Raw genomic sequence first — 14782 nt, forward strand, 5'->3', positions numbered from 1 at the left:
CCGGATGCTGAGCACCGGAGTTTCCGGAACGGCCCCCGGAACACGGGACCGGATCACCTTGAGCGGCATCACTGCCACCGGTTTCCACGGTGTCTTCCCCCATGAGCGGCGGGACGGCCAACCCTTCGTTGTGGATCTGGTCCTGTATACCGATCTGGGGCCGGCAGCGGCCACGGATGACCTGACGCTGACGGCGCATTACGGCGAGGTTGCCGAACGCGTGGTGCAGATCATCACCGGGGAACCGCTGAACCTGATCGAGGCACTGGCGGGCCGGATTGCGGACGCCGTCCTGGCTTCCTTCCCCGTCCTTGCCGCAGTTGAGGTCACGGTGCATAAGCCGAAGGCGCCGATCACGGTGGAATTCGGCGACGTTGCGGTGACCATCCACCGGGAGCGCGCATGAGTGCCGTCCATTGTGTCCTTGCCCTTGGAAGCAACCTCGGGGAAAGCCGGGACACCCTCTCCACAGCGGTAGCGGACCTTGCAGACCATCCGCAGGTCCGGCTGAGCGCCGTTTCCCCCGTGGTCCGCACACGTCCGGTCGGCGGCCCTGAACAGCCCGACTACCTCAACCTCGTGGTGGCGATCGAAACCGAACTCGAACCGCACGCCCTGCTGGCGCACTGCCAGGCCGTCGAGGCACGCCACCACCGCGAACGCATTGTCCGCTGGGGTCCGAGGACCCTCGACGTCGACATCATCACGTACGGGGACCTGCACCTGGATGATGAGGACCTCACCATTCCGCACCCCCGTGCAGCCGTGAGGGCCTTCGTCCTGCAGCCCTGGGCCTGGATGGAACCCGACGCCCGGCTGGATTCGGTGCCCGTGGCCGAGCTGGCCGCCCGAGCCGAGGACCTTCCCGGACTCGAAATCTTCGAAGGAGAATGAGCCCGTGACCAGCATCCAATACCGGTGGCTGGCCGTCATCGGCCTCGCTGCCGGCGTTGTGGGCTGGGCGGCGAACTTCTTCCTGTCGGAAAACGGCTATCCCGCACCCGTGCTGAGCTCGGTGGCGCTGGTGGCCATCATCCTGGTGACCGGTGCCACCCTCTTCCTCGGACTGCGGGTGCGCAGTTGGCGCAACGGCCGGCGGGACCGGGACCTGGATCCCATTGCCGCCGCCCGCACGGTTGTCCTGGCGCAGGCACTCGCCTACGCCGGGGCCCTGCTGCTCGGCTGGCATGCCGCTGTCTTCCTCACCCAGCTGCCCCTGTGGTCGCTGCGGCCGGGCCACGCGGGCACCTGGTCCTCCCTCGCCGTCAGCGTCGGCGGGATCCTGATGATTGCCACGGGGCTTACCGTAGAGCGGTTCTGTAAGCTGCCCCCTGTCGACAAGGACGGCACCGGGCCCGAGCCCGGCTCAGGAGATGGATCGGGGGATGGAGGAGATTATGCCTAGCGAGGCAATCGACCCTGCTGCAGTGCAGTGGCAGCGCGTTTCACCGAAGTACCTGCGGCTGAGGCTGCTGAGCTGGGGGATTGAAACCGTAATCACGCTGGTGGTGACCGGCCTTCCGCTGGTGCTGCGCCTCACCGGAATCTGGCCCGGATACCCTGCGTGGCTGGCGTGGGGGCTGCCCGTCTTCTTTGCCGTAACCCTGCTGTGGCGCGGGCTCCTGCTTCCCCGCCAGGTCCGTGCGATCGGTTACGCCGAACGCAACGAGGACCTGCTGCTCCGACGGGGCATCTTCTTCCAGCGCACCCTGGTGGTTCCCTACGGCCGGATGCAGTACGTGGACGTGGCGGTTGGACCCCTCGAACGAGCCTTCGGGCTGTGCACGCTGAAACTCCATACCGCCGCCCCGGGCACCAACGCCGGCATTGCCGGACTGCCGGCCGACGAGGGTGCCCGCCTGCGGGAGCATTTGTCCGCCCGCGGCGAAGCGCAGCTGGCCGGACTGTGACCGCCGGCGCCGCCCGGGGCCCGGGCGAGGACCCCGAAACCGCCGGCATCGATCCGGCAATCAAGACGGAACCCGAATGGAAAAGGGTGCATCCGGTTTCCCCGCTGGTCCGCGGCTGGATAGCCTTGGCCGCCCTCGCCTATTTTGTGGGCAGGGACCAGGTTGAGTCGTGGTTCACCGACGGCCGCATGGACCTGCCCGCAGGCACGGCACTGTTCTGGACGGTGCTGGCCCTGGGGATCGCCTTGGTGGTTATTGCCGGCTCTTTCTTCCTCTCCTGGTGGGTTACCCGCTACCAGCTGACGCATGACCATATCCGCGTGCGTTCCGGAGTGGTGGTGCGCCGCCAACGCCAGGCACGGCTGGACCGGGTGCAGGCCATCGACATTGTCCAACCCTTGCTTGCACGGATTTTCGGGCTGGCCGAACTGCGCTTTGAAGTGGCCGACGCCGGTGAATCGGCAGTGCGCCTGGCTTTCCTTCGGCTGCCGGACGCGCAGCAGCTGCGGGCACGGATCCTCGAGGACGCCTCCGGTGCCGACGAAAAACAGTCAGACGGCGGCAGCGGTACCGGTGACGCAACGGTGCCGGGCGAACAGCAGGTGCTGGCGCTGTCGGCCGGACGCGTGATCGCCTCCGTCCTGCTGTCCGGGACCACCGTCTTCCTGGTCCTGGCCGTTGCGGGAGTAATTGTCCTGACGGCGCTCACGGGCGAGGCCGCGTCCATCGCCGCCATGGTGCCCATCATTTTCGGTTTTGGCAGTGCGTACTGGGGCCTGTTCAGTTCCGGCTTCAACTTCCGTGCCTCCGTGTCACGGGAAGGTATCCGGATCCGCTCCGGACTGCTGGACACCCGCGCGCAGACGGTACCGCCGGGCCGGATCCAGGCCCTCGCGGTGCGGCAGCCGCCGCTGTGGCGGATTACCGGCTGGTATTCGATCTCCGTGAACGTTGCAGGGTATGGAGCCGGCGCCGACAGTGAATCCTCCGCGCGCACCCGGCTGCTGCCCGCGGGTACCTCGGAAGAGGTACTGCGGATGCTGGCCCTGGTTGTCCCCGACCCGGGAACCGAGGATCCGGTGGGAGTGTTCACCGCAGGCATGAACGGGTCCGGCCCGGCAGCGGGCTTCACCGTTTCGCCGCGGCGTGCCCGGTGGCTGTCCCCGCTTTCCCGGCGCCGGAACGGCTACCTGGTCACGGAGACAGCGCTCCTGTCCCGGCACGGATTCCTGTGGCGGTCGCTTCAGGTGGTGCCGCACAGCAGGACCCAGTCCCTTGCCCTTGAGCAGGGCCCGGTGGCCCGCCGCCTGGGCCTGGCAGACCTGGCCCTGCACTCCACTCCCGGCCCGGTTTCCCCTCGAGTGGTCCAAATCGATGCGGACACCGCCCGGCAGCTGCTCCACGAGCAGGCGCTGCGTGCCCGGACCGCCCGCCGCCGGGACCTCCCGGAACAGTGGCTGCGTGGAACCGGCCCGTCCCCGGCGAAGTCCGCACCTGCCGCCCCGGCTCCGGCTCCGGCCCCTGCCGCCCCGCCCTCCACCCCCGTCACACCAGTACCCGTCTCCAAGGAGGAGCCTCCCCATGAACACCGCTGATTCAGCCAGCGTCGAAGAACGCCGACGCCGCGGCCGCCTGGGGGTCGGCGTCATCGGTGCCGGCCGGGTCGGTGCCGTCCTCGGTGCTGCCCTGCGCGCGGCCGAGCACGCCGTCGTCGGGGTTTCCGCGGTTTCCGATGCCAGCCGTGAACGGGCGGAAAACCTGCTTCCGGGAGTGCCGATCCTTGAGATTCCGGACATCGTGGAACGCTCCGAACTGGTCCTGCTCGCCGTTCCGGACGATGCCCTGGGCCCGCTGGTCTCCGGACTGGCAAAAACCGGCGCCTGGCAGGCGGGACAGTTGGTAGCCCACACCTCCGGGCGGTTCGGCACGGAAATCCTTGCCCCGGCGCGGGCAGCGGGCGCCATTCCCCTGGCACTGCACCCGGCCATGACCTTTACCGGGATGAGCCTGGACCTGACCCGGCTGGCGGACTGCTCCTTCGGCATCAGCGCCCCCGCCGCCGTCCTGCCGATCGCCCAGGCACTCGTGGTGGAGATGGGCGCCGAACCGGTCGTCATCGACGAAGCGGACCGCGTGCTCTACCACGCGGCCCTCGCGCATGCCTCCAACCACCTGGTCACCCTGGCCTCCCAGTCCACGCAGCTGCTGGCGGGCCTCGGCGTCGAACATCCGGACCGGCTCCTGGGGCCGCTCATGCGCGCGTCGCTGGAAAACGCACTGGCCTCCGGCGAGGGAGCCCTCACCGGCCCGGTGGCCCGGGGCGACGTCGGCACCGCGGCCGCGCATACCCGCGCCCTTGCCGAGGCAGGCACGGAGGACCTCCGCGCCGCCTACGCCGCACTCTCCGCCGCAACTGCCTCCCGGGCCGTTGACCGCGGACTGCTCACCCCCCAGCAGGGCGAAGCCATCCTGGCCGCCCTGCGGGACCCGCAGGAACCCTGAACATCCGAACGAACCCCCATAGAAGGACAGCGTTGAACACCCCCCGCCTCGTCACCACCGCCGCCGAACTGCGCTCCGCCACCGAGGAGCTGCTCGAAAAAGCGGCCGCAGCCAACCCCTCCCGCCTTCCCTCCCTCGCGCTGGTTCCCACCATGGGTGCCCTGCACGAAGGGCACGCCTCCCTGATGGGCGCCGCCCGGGCGGACAACGACGTCGTCACCGCCTCGGTGTTCGTCAATCCCCTGCAGTTCGACGACCCGGCCGACCTCGAGCGGTACCCCCGCACCCTCGATGCGGACCTCGAGCTCCTGGGCCGCGCCGGGGTGGACCTGGTCTTCGCCCCGTCAGAGGCCGAAATGTACCCCGGCGGAGCGCCGCTGGTCCGCGTGAGCGCCGGCACCATGGGCACCCGCTGGGAGGGTGCCGTCCGGCCGGGACACTTCGACGGCGTGCTGACCGTGGTCGCCAAGCTTTTCCACCTGGCAGCCCCGCCGGTACCGGCGCGCTTCCGGGCCTACTTCGGGCAGAAGGACGCCCAGCAGGTGGCCCTGATCCGGCGGATGGTCTCGGACCTCAACTTCGCCGTGGAGATCACCGGTGTGCCGATTGTCCGGGCCGCGGACGGACTCGCCGAATCCAGCCGGAACCGCTTCCTCGACGCCGGCCAGCGGCAGGCGGCACTTGTGCTGTCCCGGGCGTTGAACCTGCTGAAGGAACGCGCTGCGGCGGGCCGGCCCCTGGACCTGCCCGACGCCGTCGGACTCGTTACGTCGCAGCCCGGAGTGGAACTGGACTACTTCGAGGTGGTGGACCCGCAGACCCTTGAACCGCTCCCGGACACTGCCGGCGCACCGCTGGCCGGGACCGCGCTGGCGCTGCTGGCCGCACGGGTCGGTCCGGTCCGCCTGATCGACAACACCCTGCTGCCGTAGCGAAAGTACCTGTGCTCCGTGCGTACCCGGTGCTGTGCACGGAGCGCAGGAACCGGGAGCGGTGCTTTGCTCTGTAAACTTAATAACCGTGACCACATCTAACCCCGTTCCCGAAGCCGCAGACACCTCCGAACAGATGCGCATCCGTGCCGAGAAGCGTGCGCGGCTCATCGACCGGGGGGATGAGGCCTACCCGGTAGGGGTGGAACGCACCGCCTCCCTCAAGGAAGTACGCGAAAAGTTCGGCCACCTGGAGGCCGACGAAGCCAGCGGCGAGACCGTGGGCGTCACCGGCCGCGTGGTGTTCATCCGCAACACCGGAAAGCTCTGCTTCGCCACCCTGCAGGAAGGCAACGGAACCCGGCTGCAGGCCATGCTCAGCCTGGCCGTCGTCGGCGAGGAATCCCTGGCGGACTGGAAGTCGCTGGTGGACCTGGGCGACATCGTCTTTATCCGCGGAGAGGTGATCTCTTCCCGCCGCGGGGAACTCTCGGTGATGGCGCAGTCCTGGTCGATGGCCTCCAAGGCCCTGCGCCCGCTGCCGGTGCTGCACGCCGGACTGAGTGAGGAAACCCGTGTCCGCCAGCGCTATGTGGACCTGATGGTCCGCGACGAAGCGCGGGACATGGTCTACAAGCGCGCGGCAGTTATCCGCGGCGTCCGTGACACCCTGCACGGGCACGGCTATGTGGAGGTGGAAACCCCCATGCTGCAGCTGGTGCACGGCGGTGCCGCTGCCCGGCCGTTCGAAACGCACCTGAACGCTTTCGACCAGAAGATGACCCTGCGCATCGCCACGGAGCTCTACCTCAAGCGTGCAGTGGTGGGCGGGATCGAGCGGGTGTTCGAAATCGGGCGCATTTTCCGCAACGAGGGCGTCGACTCCACGCATTCCCCCGAATTCACCACGCTGGAATGCTATGAGGCCTACGCGGACCAGTTCGTGATGGCCGAGCGGATGAAGGAAATCATCCTGCACTGTGCGGACCTCATGGGCAGCCGGAAGATCGAAACCGCGGCCGGCACTATTGACCTGGACGGCGAGTGGCGCTGGCTGAGCGTGTACCCCGGCCTGTCCGAAGCGGTGGGCACGCAGATCACCCCGGACACCGACGCCGCCGTGCTCCGCGATATTGCGGAAAAGCACGGTGTGAAGGTGGATCCGAAGTGGGACGCGGAAAAGCTGGTTATTGAACTATTCGGCGAAATTGTGGAGCCGACGCTGCTGCAGCCGACCTTCGTGTACGACTACCCGCCGTCGGCCCAGCCGCTCGCCCGTCCGAACCGCGAGGACCCCCGCCTGATCGAAGCCTGGGACCTCATCATCGGCGGCATGGAACGCGGCACGGCTTTCTCGGAACTGATTGACCCGGTTATCCAGCGTGAACGCCTCACCGAGCAGTCCCTGCTGGCGGCCGGCGGCGATGACGAGGCCATGGCCCTCGACGAGGACTTCCTGCGGGCATTGGAATACGGTGCCCCGCCCATGGGCGGCATCGGTCTGGGAATTGACCGCCTTGTGATGCTTTTCACGAATACGGGAATCAGGGAAACAATTCTGTTTCCCCTCCTTAAGCCGGAAATGGGTTAGCCATGGAATATGTAGAAGTCCTCCTGCCGTCAATTTGTGTTGCAGCTCTCTTTTATTTCGTGATGAGGGCCCTGCTTAACTCGGACCGGTCGGAGCGGCAGGCCCTTGCCGAGGCAGAACGGGAAGCTGACCAGAGTGTAGACCATGAAGCTTTGAAAAAACCGAGTGAAGAAGAGAATAAATAGCCAAGTACTTTGACGGGGCTTTACCAATTGCGTCATACTCTAAGTGGTCTCATAATTAGTCTTCCCATTTTTAGCTGCTTAGGAGCCTGTCATGGCGCAAAAGGTAAAAATCATTCTCGTGGATGACGTCGACGGAGGAAGTGCGGATGAGACCGTACGGTTTGCCTTGGACGGGTCACAGTACGAGATTGATCTGTCGAAAGACAATGCGAAAACTCTCCGCGATGCACTGAAGCCTTATGTAGATGCCGGCCGCAAGGTCGGAGGCCGCACCGGACGTCCGCGCGGCGCCGGCTCGGCCCGCAGCAATGAAGCAGCGCAGATCCGCGAATGGGCCCGCAAGAACGGCTACACCGTTTCGGAACGCGGCCGCGTGAACAGCGAGATCATCGACGCCTACCGGGCCGCGCAGGGCTAGGCATACCGCCCGCCTCTCACGCCCATGGCGAACAAGCTCCTTAAGCACCCCTGGGGCACGTAGCATCGAATTACGCGTTAGCTAGGAGTGTGCCTCATGTTTGAAAGATTTACCGACCGTGCCCGTCGCGTTGTCGTGCTTGCCCAAGAAGAGGCCCGCATGCTCAACCACAACTACATCGGCACCGAGCATATTCTGCTTGGGCTCATTCATGAGGGTGAAGGTGTCGCTGCTAAGGCCCTTGAATCCCTGGGCATCTCGCTTGGTGCTGTCCGCGAGCAGGTGCAGGAGATCATCGGTCAGGGCCAGCAGGCCCCGACCGGCCACATCCCCTTCACCCCCCGCGCCAAGAAGGTGCTGGAGCTTTCGCTCCGTGAAGCCCTGCAGCTCGGCCATAACTACATCGGCACCGAACACATCCTGCTCGGCCTGATCCGTGAAGGTGAAGGCGTCGCCGCGCAGGTTTTGGTCAAGCTCGGTGCTGACCTGAACCGTGTCCGCCAGCAGGTCATCCAGCTGCTTTCCGGCTACCAGGGCAAAGAGCCCGTCTCCACCGGTGGCCAGCAGCAGGAAGGCCAGCCCGCCGGATCCGTGGTGCTGGACCAGTTCGGCCGCAACCTCACACAGGCCGCGCGTGAATCCAAGCTCGACCCGGTTATCGGGCGCGAGCATGAAATGGAACGCGTGATGCAGGTGCTGTCACGCCGGACCAAGAACAACCCTGTCCTGATCGGCGAGCCCGGCGTCGGCAAGACCGCCGTCGTAGAGGGGCTGGCCCAGGCGATCGTGCGCGGCGACGTGCCCGAGACCCTGAAGGACAAGCAGCTTTACACCTTGGACCTCGGTTCACTGGTTGCCGGTTCGCGCTACCGCGGCGACTTTGAGGAACGCCTGAAGAAGGTCCTCAAGGAAATCCGCACCCGCGGCGACATCATCCTGTTCATCGACGAGATCCACACCCTTGTGGGTGCGGGTGCCGCCGAAGGCGCCATTGATGCCGCATCGATCCTGAAGCCGATGCTGGCCCGGGGCGAGCTGCAGACCATTGGTGCCACCACGCTGGACGAGTACCGCAAGCACATCGAGAAGGACGCCGCGCTGGAGCGCCGCTTCCAGCCGATCCAGGTTGCCGAGCCCTCGGTGGCACACGCCATCGAGATCCTCAAGGGCCTGCGTGACCGCTACGAAGCGCACCACCGCGTCTCCATCACCGATGCCGCACTTGCCTCTGCAGCCACGCTGGCGGAGCGGTACATCAGTGACCGGTTCCTGCCGGACAAGGCAATCGACCTGATTGACGAGGCCGGCGCCCGCCTGCGGATCCGCCGGATGACGGCTCCGCCGGAGCTGAAGGAAATCGACGAGCGGATCTCGGCGCTGAAGATGGAAAAGGAGTCCGCAATCGACTCCCAGGACTTCGAAGGTGCCGCCTCCCTGCGCGACAAGGAGCAGAAGCTCCAGGATCAGCGCGCGGAGAAGGAACGCCAGTGGAAGTCCGGCGGCCTGGATGACATTGCCGAGGTGGATGAGGAACTCATCGCCGAGGTGCTTGCCAACTCCACCGGCATCCCCGTGGTCAAGCTGAACGAGGAAGAGTCCACCCGCCTGCTGCGGATGGAAGACGAACTGCACAAGCGCGTCATCGGTCAGGACCAGGCCATCAAGTCCATCTCGCAGGCCATGCGCCGTACGCGGGCCGGGCTGAAGGACCCCAAGCGTCCGGGCGGCTCGTTCATCTTCGCCGGCCCCACCGGCGTCGGTAAGACCGAGCTTGCCAAGGCCCTTGCGGAGTTCCTGTTCGGTGACGAGGACGCCCTCATCACGCTGGACATGTCCGAGTACGCCGAGAAGCACACGGTCTCGCGCCTGTTTGGTGCTCCTCCCGGATACGTGGGCTACGAAGAAGGCGGGCAGCTGACCGAAAAGGTCCGCCGCCGTCCGTTCTCCGTGGTGCTGTTCGACGAAGTGGAGAAGGCCCACTCGGACCTCTTCAACTCGCTGCTGCAGATCCTCGAAGACGGCCGCCTGACCGACGCCCAGGGCCGGATGGTGGACTTCAAGAACACCATCATCATCATGACGACCAACCTTGGTACCCGGGACATCTCCAAGGGCGTTATGACGGGCTTCCAGTCCGGCACGGACACCAAGACCGGCTATGACCGGATGCGGGCTCGAGTGACGGAAGAACTGAAGCAGCACTTCCGCCCCGAGTTCCTCAACCGTGTTGATGACACCGTGGTCTTCCCGCAGCTGACCCAGGACGAGATTGTCCAGATTGTGGACCTGTTCCTGAACCGGCTGAGTGAGCGCCTGGCCGAGAAGGGGATGAGCATCGAGCTCACCCCGGCTGCCAAGGTGCTGCTGGCAACGCGCGGCTACGATCCCGCGATGGGTGCCCGGCCGCTGCGCCGGACCATCCAGCGCGAAATCGAGGACCAGCTGTCCGAGAAGATCCTCTTCGGCGAGCTGAAGCCCGGCGAAGTCATCTCGGTGGATGTCGAGGGCGAAGGCGACGAAGCGAAGTTCACCTTCGTCGGCAGCGGCGTTCCGAAGGCAATTGAGGAAGCTTCCCCGGCAATCGAAGCCGGCGTCAGCGACTAACAGCCGCTCAGTACAACCAATGCACGGGTAAAGGACCCGGCGGGCAGGCAGCCCGCCGGGTCCTTTGGCGTTCGGATGCCGGCCATCCGGCGTCGAACGCCGAAACGAAGTTTGGGTGCGGCTGCCCTGACAGTCCTAGACTGGGCCGGTGACTTCCGTATCCGCCATGACCATCCGCCGCGCCCGCACTTCCGATGTTCCCGCCATCCGCGCCCTGGTGGCGCCGCTGGCCGAGGAACGGATCCTGGTGGCCAAGGAGGCTGTTGCCTACTACGAGGCACTGCAGGAATTCCGGGTCGCAGAGGACGCTGACGGGCGGATTGTCGGCTGCGGTGCACTGCACGTGATGTGGGAAGACCTAGCCGAAGTGCGCACCCTGGCTACTGACCCCGCCCTGCGGGGCAGCGGAATCGGCCATCTCCTGCTGGAACAGCTGCTCGCTGATGCGGTGGAAATCGGTGTGCGGCGGGTGTTCTGCCTGACCTTTGAAGTGGAGTTCTTCCGGCGGCACGGATTCGCCGTCATGGCTAACCAATCCGCCGTGGATCCGGAGGTCTATTCCGAGCTGCTGCGTTCCTCCGATGAAGGTGTTGCCGAGTTCCTGGACCTCGCCCGGGTAAAGCCGAACACTCTGGGAAACACCCGGATGATCCGCTCGTTCTGATCCGGCGCCCGGCCGGGGCGCGTTCGCAGAGAGAGTAACCGGGAGGGCTGTGCTGGCCTTTTGTCTTCGAAGCTGGATAAGCTCAGGATACTTAGCATCATCAACGGTCCCGTGGAGCGCAGCAGGAAACAGTTGCGAACCAGCAGCGGTTTCGCGTTTACACGGGCCACGATCAGAAAGCGGGTTCAGCAATGGGCGCAGATGACAAGATGCAGAACAAGGCCGAAAATCTTGGCGGCAAAGTCAAGGAAGGCGTAGGCAAGGCCACCGGCAACGAGCGCATGGAGGCCGAGGGCCACGGCGACCAGGCCAAGTCGAGCCTGAAGGACGCCGGCGAGAACGTCAAGGACGCTTTCAAGGGCAAGTAAGGCTTTATTCAAAAGCGGGAGGGGTTCGCCCCTCCCGCTTTTTGCTGCCCGGGCGGCTTTCCGAACTCTAAAGCGCTGCCGGTGCGGCTGGCATGCCGGCACCCTGTTGCACTGCTTCCGGCCCGGGTAGGGTCGGTGGGGGAGAGGGAGCCTTGGCGTGCTCGCGGGGCTCAGCAGTGCGACCGCTAAGGAGCCCGGCGTCATGAAGAAACTCATCAACAATCCCCGCTCGGTGGTGGCAGAATCACTCGAAGGCTTCGGGTTGGCCCACCACGACCTGGTCCAGATCCATTTGGACCCGGACTACGTCCTCCGGCGCGACGTTCCGGTACAGGGCAAGGTAGGCCTGGTCTCCGGCGGCGGCAGCGGCCATGAGCCGCTGCACAGCGGCTATGTGGGGCAGGGCATGCTCACCGCAGCCGTTCCCGGGGCCGTTTTCACGTCTCCCACCCCGGACCAGATCCTGCCCGCCATCGTGAAGAGCGACTCGGGCTCCGGCGTCCTGCTCGTGGTGAAGAACTACACCGGCGACATCCTGAACTTCGAGACCGCTGCCGAACTTGCCGGCGTCGAAGGCATCGACATCCGCACAGTCGTAGTGAACGACGACGTCGCGGTGGAAGACTCGACGTACACCGCAGGAAGGCGCGGCGTGGCGGGGACCGTGCTGCTGGAGCGGATCGCCGGCGGCGCCGCGGAGCGCGGGGATGACCTTGCCAAGGTGGCGGAGATCGCCGAACGCGTAAACGCGAACGTACGGTCCATGGGTGTTGCCCTGGCACCCTGTACGGTGCCGCATGCCGGTGAGCCGAGCTTCACCCTGGCCGAAGACGAGATTGAAATGGGTGTGGGGATCCACGGTGAACCCGGGCGGCACCGGGTGGCCATGACAACGGCGGATTCCATTACGGACCAGTTGATGGAACCGGTGCTCAGCGACCTAGGGGTAACCTCCGGGGAACGGGTGCTGCTCTTCGTGAACGGCATGGGCGGCACCCCGCTGAGCGAGCTGTACATTGTCTACCGCCGGGCGGCCCAGATCCTGGCAGACAGAGGTGCCCGGGTGGAGCGTTCCCTGGTGGGCAATTACATCACCGCCCTGGAAATGGAAGGGGCATCAGTGACCCTCCTGCGGCTTGACGATGAACTTACGGAACTCTGGGACTCGCCGGTGAACACCCCGGCCCTGCGGTGGGGAGTATAGGCATGGAACTGGACGCAGCCTGGGCGGATCGATGGATGCGCCTAAGCGCCGCTGCCCTGAGCGAGAACCGCCAGCGGCTGACCACCCTGGACCGGGAGATCGGCGACGCCGACCACGGCGAGAACATGGAGCGCGGATTCAGTGCGGTGGTGGAGAAAATGGACGCCGACGGCGTGCCGGAGACACCCGGGGCGGTGTTCAAAACGGTCGCCATGACCCTGATGTCGAAGGTGGGCGGCGCCGCCGGACCGCTCTACGGGACGGCCTTCCTGCGTGCCTCCACCGCGGCCGGCAGTGCGCCCGCCCTCGGACCGGCCGAGCTGGTGACCGTCCTGACGGCTGCCCGGGACGGAATAGTAGCCCGCGGCAAGGCCGAACCCGGCGATAAGACCATGATCGATGCCTGGACTCCCGCGGTGGATGCCGCTGTTACTGCCCAGGCAGCGGGTTCCGGTCCGGTGGAGATCCTGACGGCGGCCGCGAACGCCGCCGACGCCGGGCTGGCCGGCACTGAGCCGCTCGTCGCCCGCAAGGGCCGGGCCAGCTACCTGGGGGAGCGCAGTGCGGGGCACCTGGATCCCGGGGCCGCGTCCACGGCATTGATCCTGCAGGCAGCGGTTTCGGCGGCGGAGACGGCAGCGTGAGCGTCGGCCTGGTGGTTGTTTCGCACAGCCGGAAGCTGGCCGAGGGCGTCTGCGAGCTGGCGGCGCAGATGGCCGCAGACGTTCGGATAGTTCCGGCAGGAGGCACCGACGACGACGGGATCGGCACCAGCCTGGAAAAAATCATGTCCGGTATTGCTGCGACGGACTCCGGTGAGGGCGCGGTCCTGCTGACGGACCTTGGATCCGCAGTGATGACGGCGGAATCGGCGCTGGAGTTCCTGGAGCCGGAGCAGCAGCAGCGGGTACTCATGGCCAATGCGCCGTTGGTCGAGGGCACGGTGGCCGCAGCCGTAGCGGCACAGACCGGAAGGAACGTTGCCGAGGTTTCGGCCGCCGCGGAGTCGGCGGGGGCGTCCTACACCCCGGACAGCGCAGCCTCCGCCGAAGCCTCCGGCGGCCCGCCTGCCCCCGGGGAGCCGGCGCAGGACGCGGCGGACTCCGCCAGCGGGGCATGGACGCTGATAAACCCGATGGGCCTGCATGCGCGTCCGGCCTCAGTGGTGGCGCAACTGCTGGCGGACCTGGACGCCGAGATCACCATCAACGGCGTGGACGGCAAATCGGTCATGATGCTTATGACGCTGGGCCTGCGGCCCGGCGAAACGCTCAGTGCCACCGCCACAGGTCCCGACGCGGCCCGGGCGGTGGAACTCGTGGCCGAGCAGGTGCGCAACGGGTTCGGAGAAATCTGAGCCCGCCGCGGATCAAAGCGGCAGCGACACTCCGTTGGCGTCTTCTGCCGCCAGCCGGTCCGCGATCAGGCCGGCCAAAGCGCGCTCCATTTGTTCCTGCGGCGCCTGCAATCGGTGCAGGGCGCCGAGGGGATCCAGTTCGGCCGTCAGCCTGGGGCCGGCCAGGTCCACCGGCGCGTGCAGGAGCAGTTCCCGGCGGACCGGGCCGTCCGCGGAGCGCAGCACCGCCATCATGGCCCCGCGGACCTGCCGGTCCGTTCCGGCCCAGGCCTGGCCCTTCGCCGTGTAATGGGGTTCCGGCCTGCCCGCTGCCACCCAGGCGCAGCGGTCCAATATCGGACACTCCCGGCATCGAGGGCTGCGGGCCGTGCAGACCAGTGCGCCGAGTTCCATGACGGAGGCATTCCAGGCCACGGAGTCGCTGGTGTCGAGGGGCAGCAGGGAAGCGGCCAGCCGCATCTCGGCAGCGGTAAGGGACGGTGAGGGCAAGGCGTTCCCGGTTACTGCCCGGGCGTGAACCCGGCGGATATTGGTGTCCACCACTGTTTCCCGCTGCCCGAAGGCAAATGCAGCCACAGCGGCGGCGGTGTAGTCACCGACTCCCGGCAGCCGCAGCAGCTCCGGATAAGTGGAGGGCACCTCGCCGTCGAACTCCTCGACGATTGCCTTCGCTGCTGAGTGCAGCCGCAGGGCCCGCCGGGGATAGCCCAGCCTGCCCCAGGCCCGTACGGCTTCCCCGCTGGACTCCGCAGCCAACCCGGCCGGCGTCGGCCAGCGCTGCAGCCATTGCGTCCAGACGGGCAGCACCCGTACCACCGGCGTCTGCTGGAGCATGATTTCGCTGACCAGAACACCCCAGGGCGAGCGTTCGGCGTCCCGCCAGGGCAGCTCGCGGGCATTACCGGCGAACCACCCGGTAATCCGGCGGTGCAGGTCTTCGACCTGTGAATCCATGCTGCACTCCTTGCATATGACCAGCAATACTCTACTAACCGGCGTGGTGCGCCTCGTAATCGCGGTCTTGATCCCTAGCCTTGAACCATGGAT

16 protein-coding genes are annotated in these 14782 nt (G+C 66.4%); 15 read left to right on the plus strand and 1 reads right to left on the minus strand.

Annotated features, from left to right (window positions below; translation table 11 throughout):
* Nucleotides 1-4 precede the first annotated feature (4 nt).
* From folB to dhaM, 15 genes are all read left to right on the plus strand, one after another.
* Nucleotides 5-406 (plus strand): dihydroneopterin aldolase, encoded by a 402-nt coding sequence (folB, locus tag N2K99_RS00470; protein ID WP_227932630.1) that lies wholly within the window; start codon nt 5-7, stop codon nt 404-406.
* On the plus strand, nt 403-894 hold the full coding sequence (folK, locus tag N2K99_RS00475) for a 2-amino-4-hydroxy-6-hydroxymethyldihydropteridine diphosphokinase (RefSeq protein WP_227932629.1): 492 nt from the start codon (nt 403-405) through the stop codon (nt 892-894). Before folB ends, folK begins: the two co-directional genes overlap by 4 nt.
* 4 nt (nt 895-898) lie before the next feature.
* Nucleotides 899-1405: a DUF3180 domain-containing protein gene (locus N2K99_RS00480; protein WP_227920612.1), complete on the plus strand. Its 507-nt coding sequence runs from the start codon at nt 899-901 to the stop codon at nt 1403-1405.
* Nucleotides 1398-1910 carry a PH domain-containing protein gene (locus tag N2K99_RS00485; protein ID WP_227920614.1) on the plus strand — a complete coding sequence of 171 codons (513 nt, stop codon included), beginning with the start codon at nt 1398-1400 and terminating at the stop codon, nt 1908-1910. Before N2K99_RS00480 ends, N2K99_RS00485 begins: the two co-directional genes overlap by 8 nt.
* Nucleotides 1907-3505 (plus strand): PH domain-containing protein, encoded by a 1599-nt coding sequence (locus N2K99_RS00490; RefSeq protein ID WP_227932628.1) that lies wholly within the window; start codon nt 1907-1909, stop codon nt 3503-3505. The genes N2K99_RS00485 and N2K99_RS00490 overlap by 4 nt, the downstream gene beginning before the upstream one ends.
* A complete protein-coding gene (locus N2K99_RS00495; protein WP_227932627.1) occupies nt 3492-4412 on the plus strand; it encodes a Rossmann-like and DUF2520 domain-containing protein in 921 nt (306 codons plus the stop codon). Before N2K99_RS00490 ends, N2K99_RS00495 begins: the two co-directional genes overlap by 14 nt.
* A gap of 32 nt (nt 4413-4444) precedes the next feature.
* Nucleotides 4445-5344, plus strand: a complete 900-nt coding sequence (gene panC / locus N2K99_RS00500) for a pantoate--beta-alanine ligase (protein ID WP_227932626.1) — start codon at nt 4445-4447, stop codon at nt 5342-5344.
* Nucleotides 5345-5480: 136 nt separating this feature from the next.
* The gene (lysS, locus tag N2K99_RS00505) at nt 5481-6935 is read left to right on the plus strand and encodes a lysine--tRNA ligase (RefSeq protein WP_227920958.1); all 1455 of its coding nucleotides are present in this window, start codon (nt 5481-5483) and stop codon (nt 6933-6935) included.
* Nucleotides 6936-7211: 276 nt separating this feature from the next.
* Nucleotides 7212-7538: an Lsr2 family protein gene (locus tag N2K99_RS00515; protein ID WP_227920626.1), complete on the plus strand. Its 327-nt coding sequence runs from the start codon at nt 7212-7214 to the stop codon at nt 7536-7538.
* Nucleotides 7539-7634: 96 nt separating this feature from the next.
* Entirely contained in the window at nt 7635-10142 is a 2508-nt protein-coding gene (locus tag N2K99_RS00520; protein WP_227920628.1) for an ATP-dependent Clp protease ATP-binding subunit, read from the plus strand.
* 166 nt (nt 10143-10308) lie between these two features.
* Nucleotides 10309-10806, plus strand: coding sequence for an amino-acid N-acetyltransferase (locus N2K99_RS00525; protein WP_227920960.1), 498 nt, complete (start codon nt 10309-10311; stop codon nt 10804-10806).
* A gap of 191 nt (nt 10807-10997) precedes the next feature.
* Nucleotides 10998-11174, plus strand: coding sequence for a CsbD family protein (locus tag N2K99_RS00530; protein WP_227920630.1), 177 nt, complete (start codon nt 10998-11000; stop codon nt 11172-11174).
* Between the two features lie 202 nt (nt 11175-11376).
* Nucleotides 11377-12378 (plus strand): dihydroxyacetone kinase subunit DhaK, encoded by a 1002-nt coding sequence (gene dhaK, locus N2K99_RS00535; RefSeq protein WP_227932625.1) that lies wholly within the window; start codon nt 11377-11379, stop codon nt 12376-12378.
* A gap of 2 nt (nt 12379-12380) precedes the next feature.
* Entirely contained in the window at nt 12381-13022 is a 642-nt protein-coding gene (dhaL, locus tag N2K99_RS00540; protein ID WP_227920632.1) for a dihydroxyacetone kinase subunit DhaL, read from the plus strand.
* On the plus strand, nt 13019-13735 hold the full coding sequence (gene dhaM, locus N2K99_RS00545) for a dihydroxyacetone kinase phosphoryl donor subunit DhaM (RefSeq protein ID WP_227920635.1): 717 nt from the start codon (nt 13019-13021) through the stop codon (nt 13733-13735). Before dhaL ends, dhaM begins: the two co-directional genes overlap by 4 nt.
* 12 nt (nt 13736-13747) lie before the next feature.
* Here the strand turns inward: dhaM and N2K99_RS00550 are convergent, their stop codons facing one another.
* The gene (locus N2K99_RS00550; protein ID WP_227920638.1) at nt 13748-14689 is read right to left on the minus strand and encodes an A/G-specific adenine glycosylase; all 942 of its coding nucleotides are present in this window, start codon (nt 14687-14689) and stop codon (nt 13748-13750) included.
* Nucleotides 14690-14782: the final 93 nt, after the last annotated feature.

It is taken from the genome of Arthrobacter sp. zg-Y1110 (genome assembly GCF_025244865.1).
In the GTDB taxonomy this organism is placed as follows: domain Bacteria; phylum Actinomycetota; class Actinomycetes; order Actinomycetales; family Micrococcaceae; genus Arthrobacter_B.

Coding starts and splice junctions, on each gene's coding strand:
- folB (WP_227932630.1), top strand. CDS start 5: ATGCTGAGCACCGGAGTTTCCGGAACGGCCCCCGGAACACGGGACCGG.
- folK (WP_227932629.1), top strand. CDS start 403: ATGAGTGCCGTCCATTGTGTCCTTGCCCTTGGAAGCAACCTCGGGGAA.
- N2K99_RS00485 (WP_227920614.1), top strand. CDS start 1,398: ATGCCTAGCGAGGCAATCGACCCTGCTGCAGTGCAGTGGCAGCGCGTT.
- N2K99_RS00495 (WP_227932627.1), top strand. CDS start 3,492: ATGAACACCGCTGATTCAGCCAGCGTCGAAGAACGCCGACGCCGCGGC.
- lysS (WP_227920958.1), top strand. CDS start 5,481: ATGCGCATCCGTGCCGAGAAGCGTGCGCGGCTCATCGACCGGGGGGAT.
- N2K99_RS00515 (WP_227920626.1), top strand. CDS start 7,212: ATGGCGCAAAAGGTAAAAATCATTCTCGTGGATGACGTCGACGGAGGA.
- N2K99_RS00520 (WP_227920628.1), top strand. CDS start 7,635: ATGTTTGAAAGATTTACCGACCGTGCCCGTCGCGTTGTCGTGCTTGCC.
- N2K99_RS00525 (WP_227920960.1), top strand. CDS start 10,309: ATGACCATCCGCCGCGCCCGCACTTCCGATGTTCCCGCCATCCGCGCC.
- N2K99_RS00530 (WP_227920630.1), top strand. CDS start 10,998: ATGGGCGCAGATGACAAGATGCAGAACAAGGCCGAAAATCTTGGCGGC.
- dhaK (WP_227932625.1), top strand. CDS start 11,377: ATGAAGAAACTCATCAACAATCCCCGCTCGGTGGTGGCAGAATCACTC.
- dhaL (WP_227920632.1), top strand. CDS start 12,381: ATGGAACTGGACGCAGCCTGGGCGGATCGATGGATGCGCCTAAGCGCC.
- N2K99_RS00550 (WP_227920638.1), bottom strand. CDS start 14,689: ATGGATTCACAGGTCGAAGACCTGCACCGCCGGATTACCGGGTGGTTC.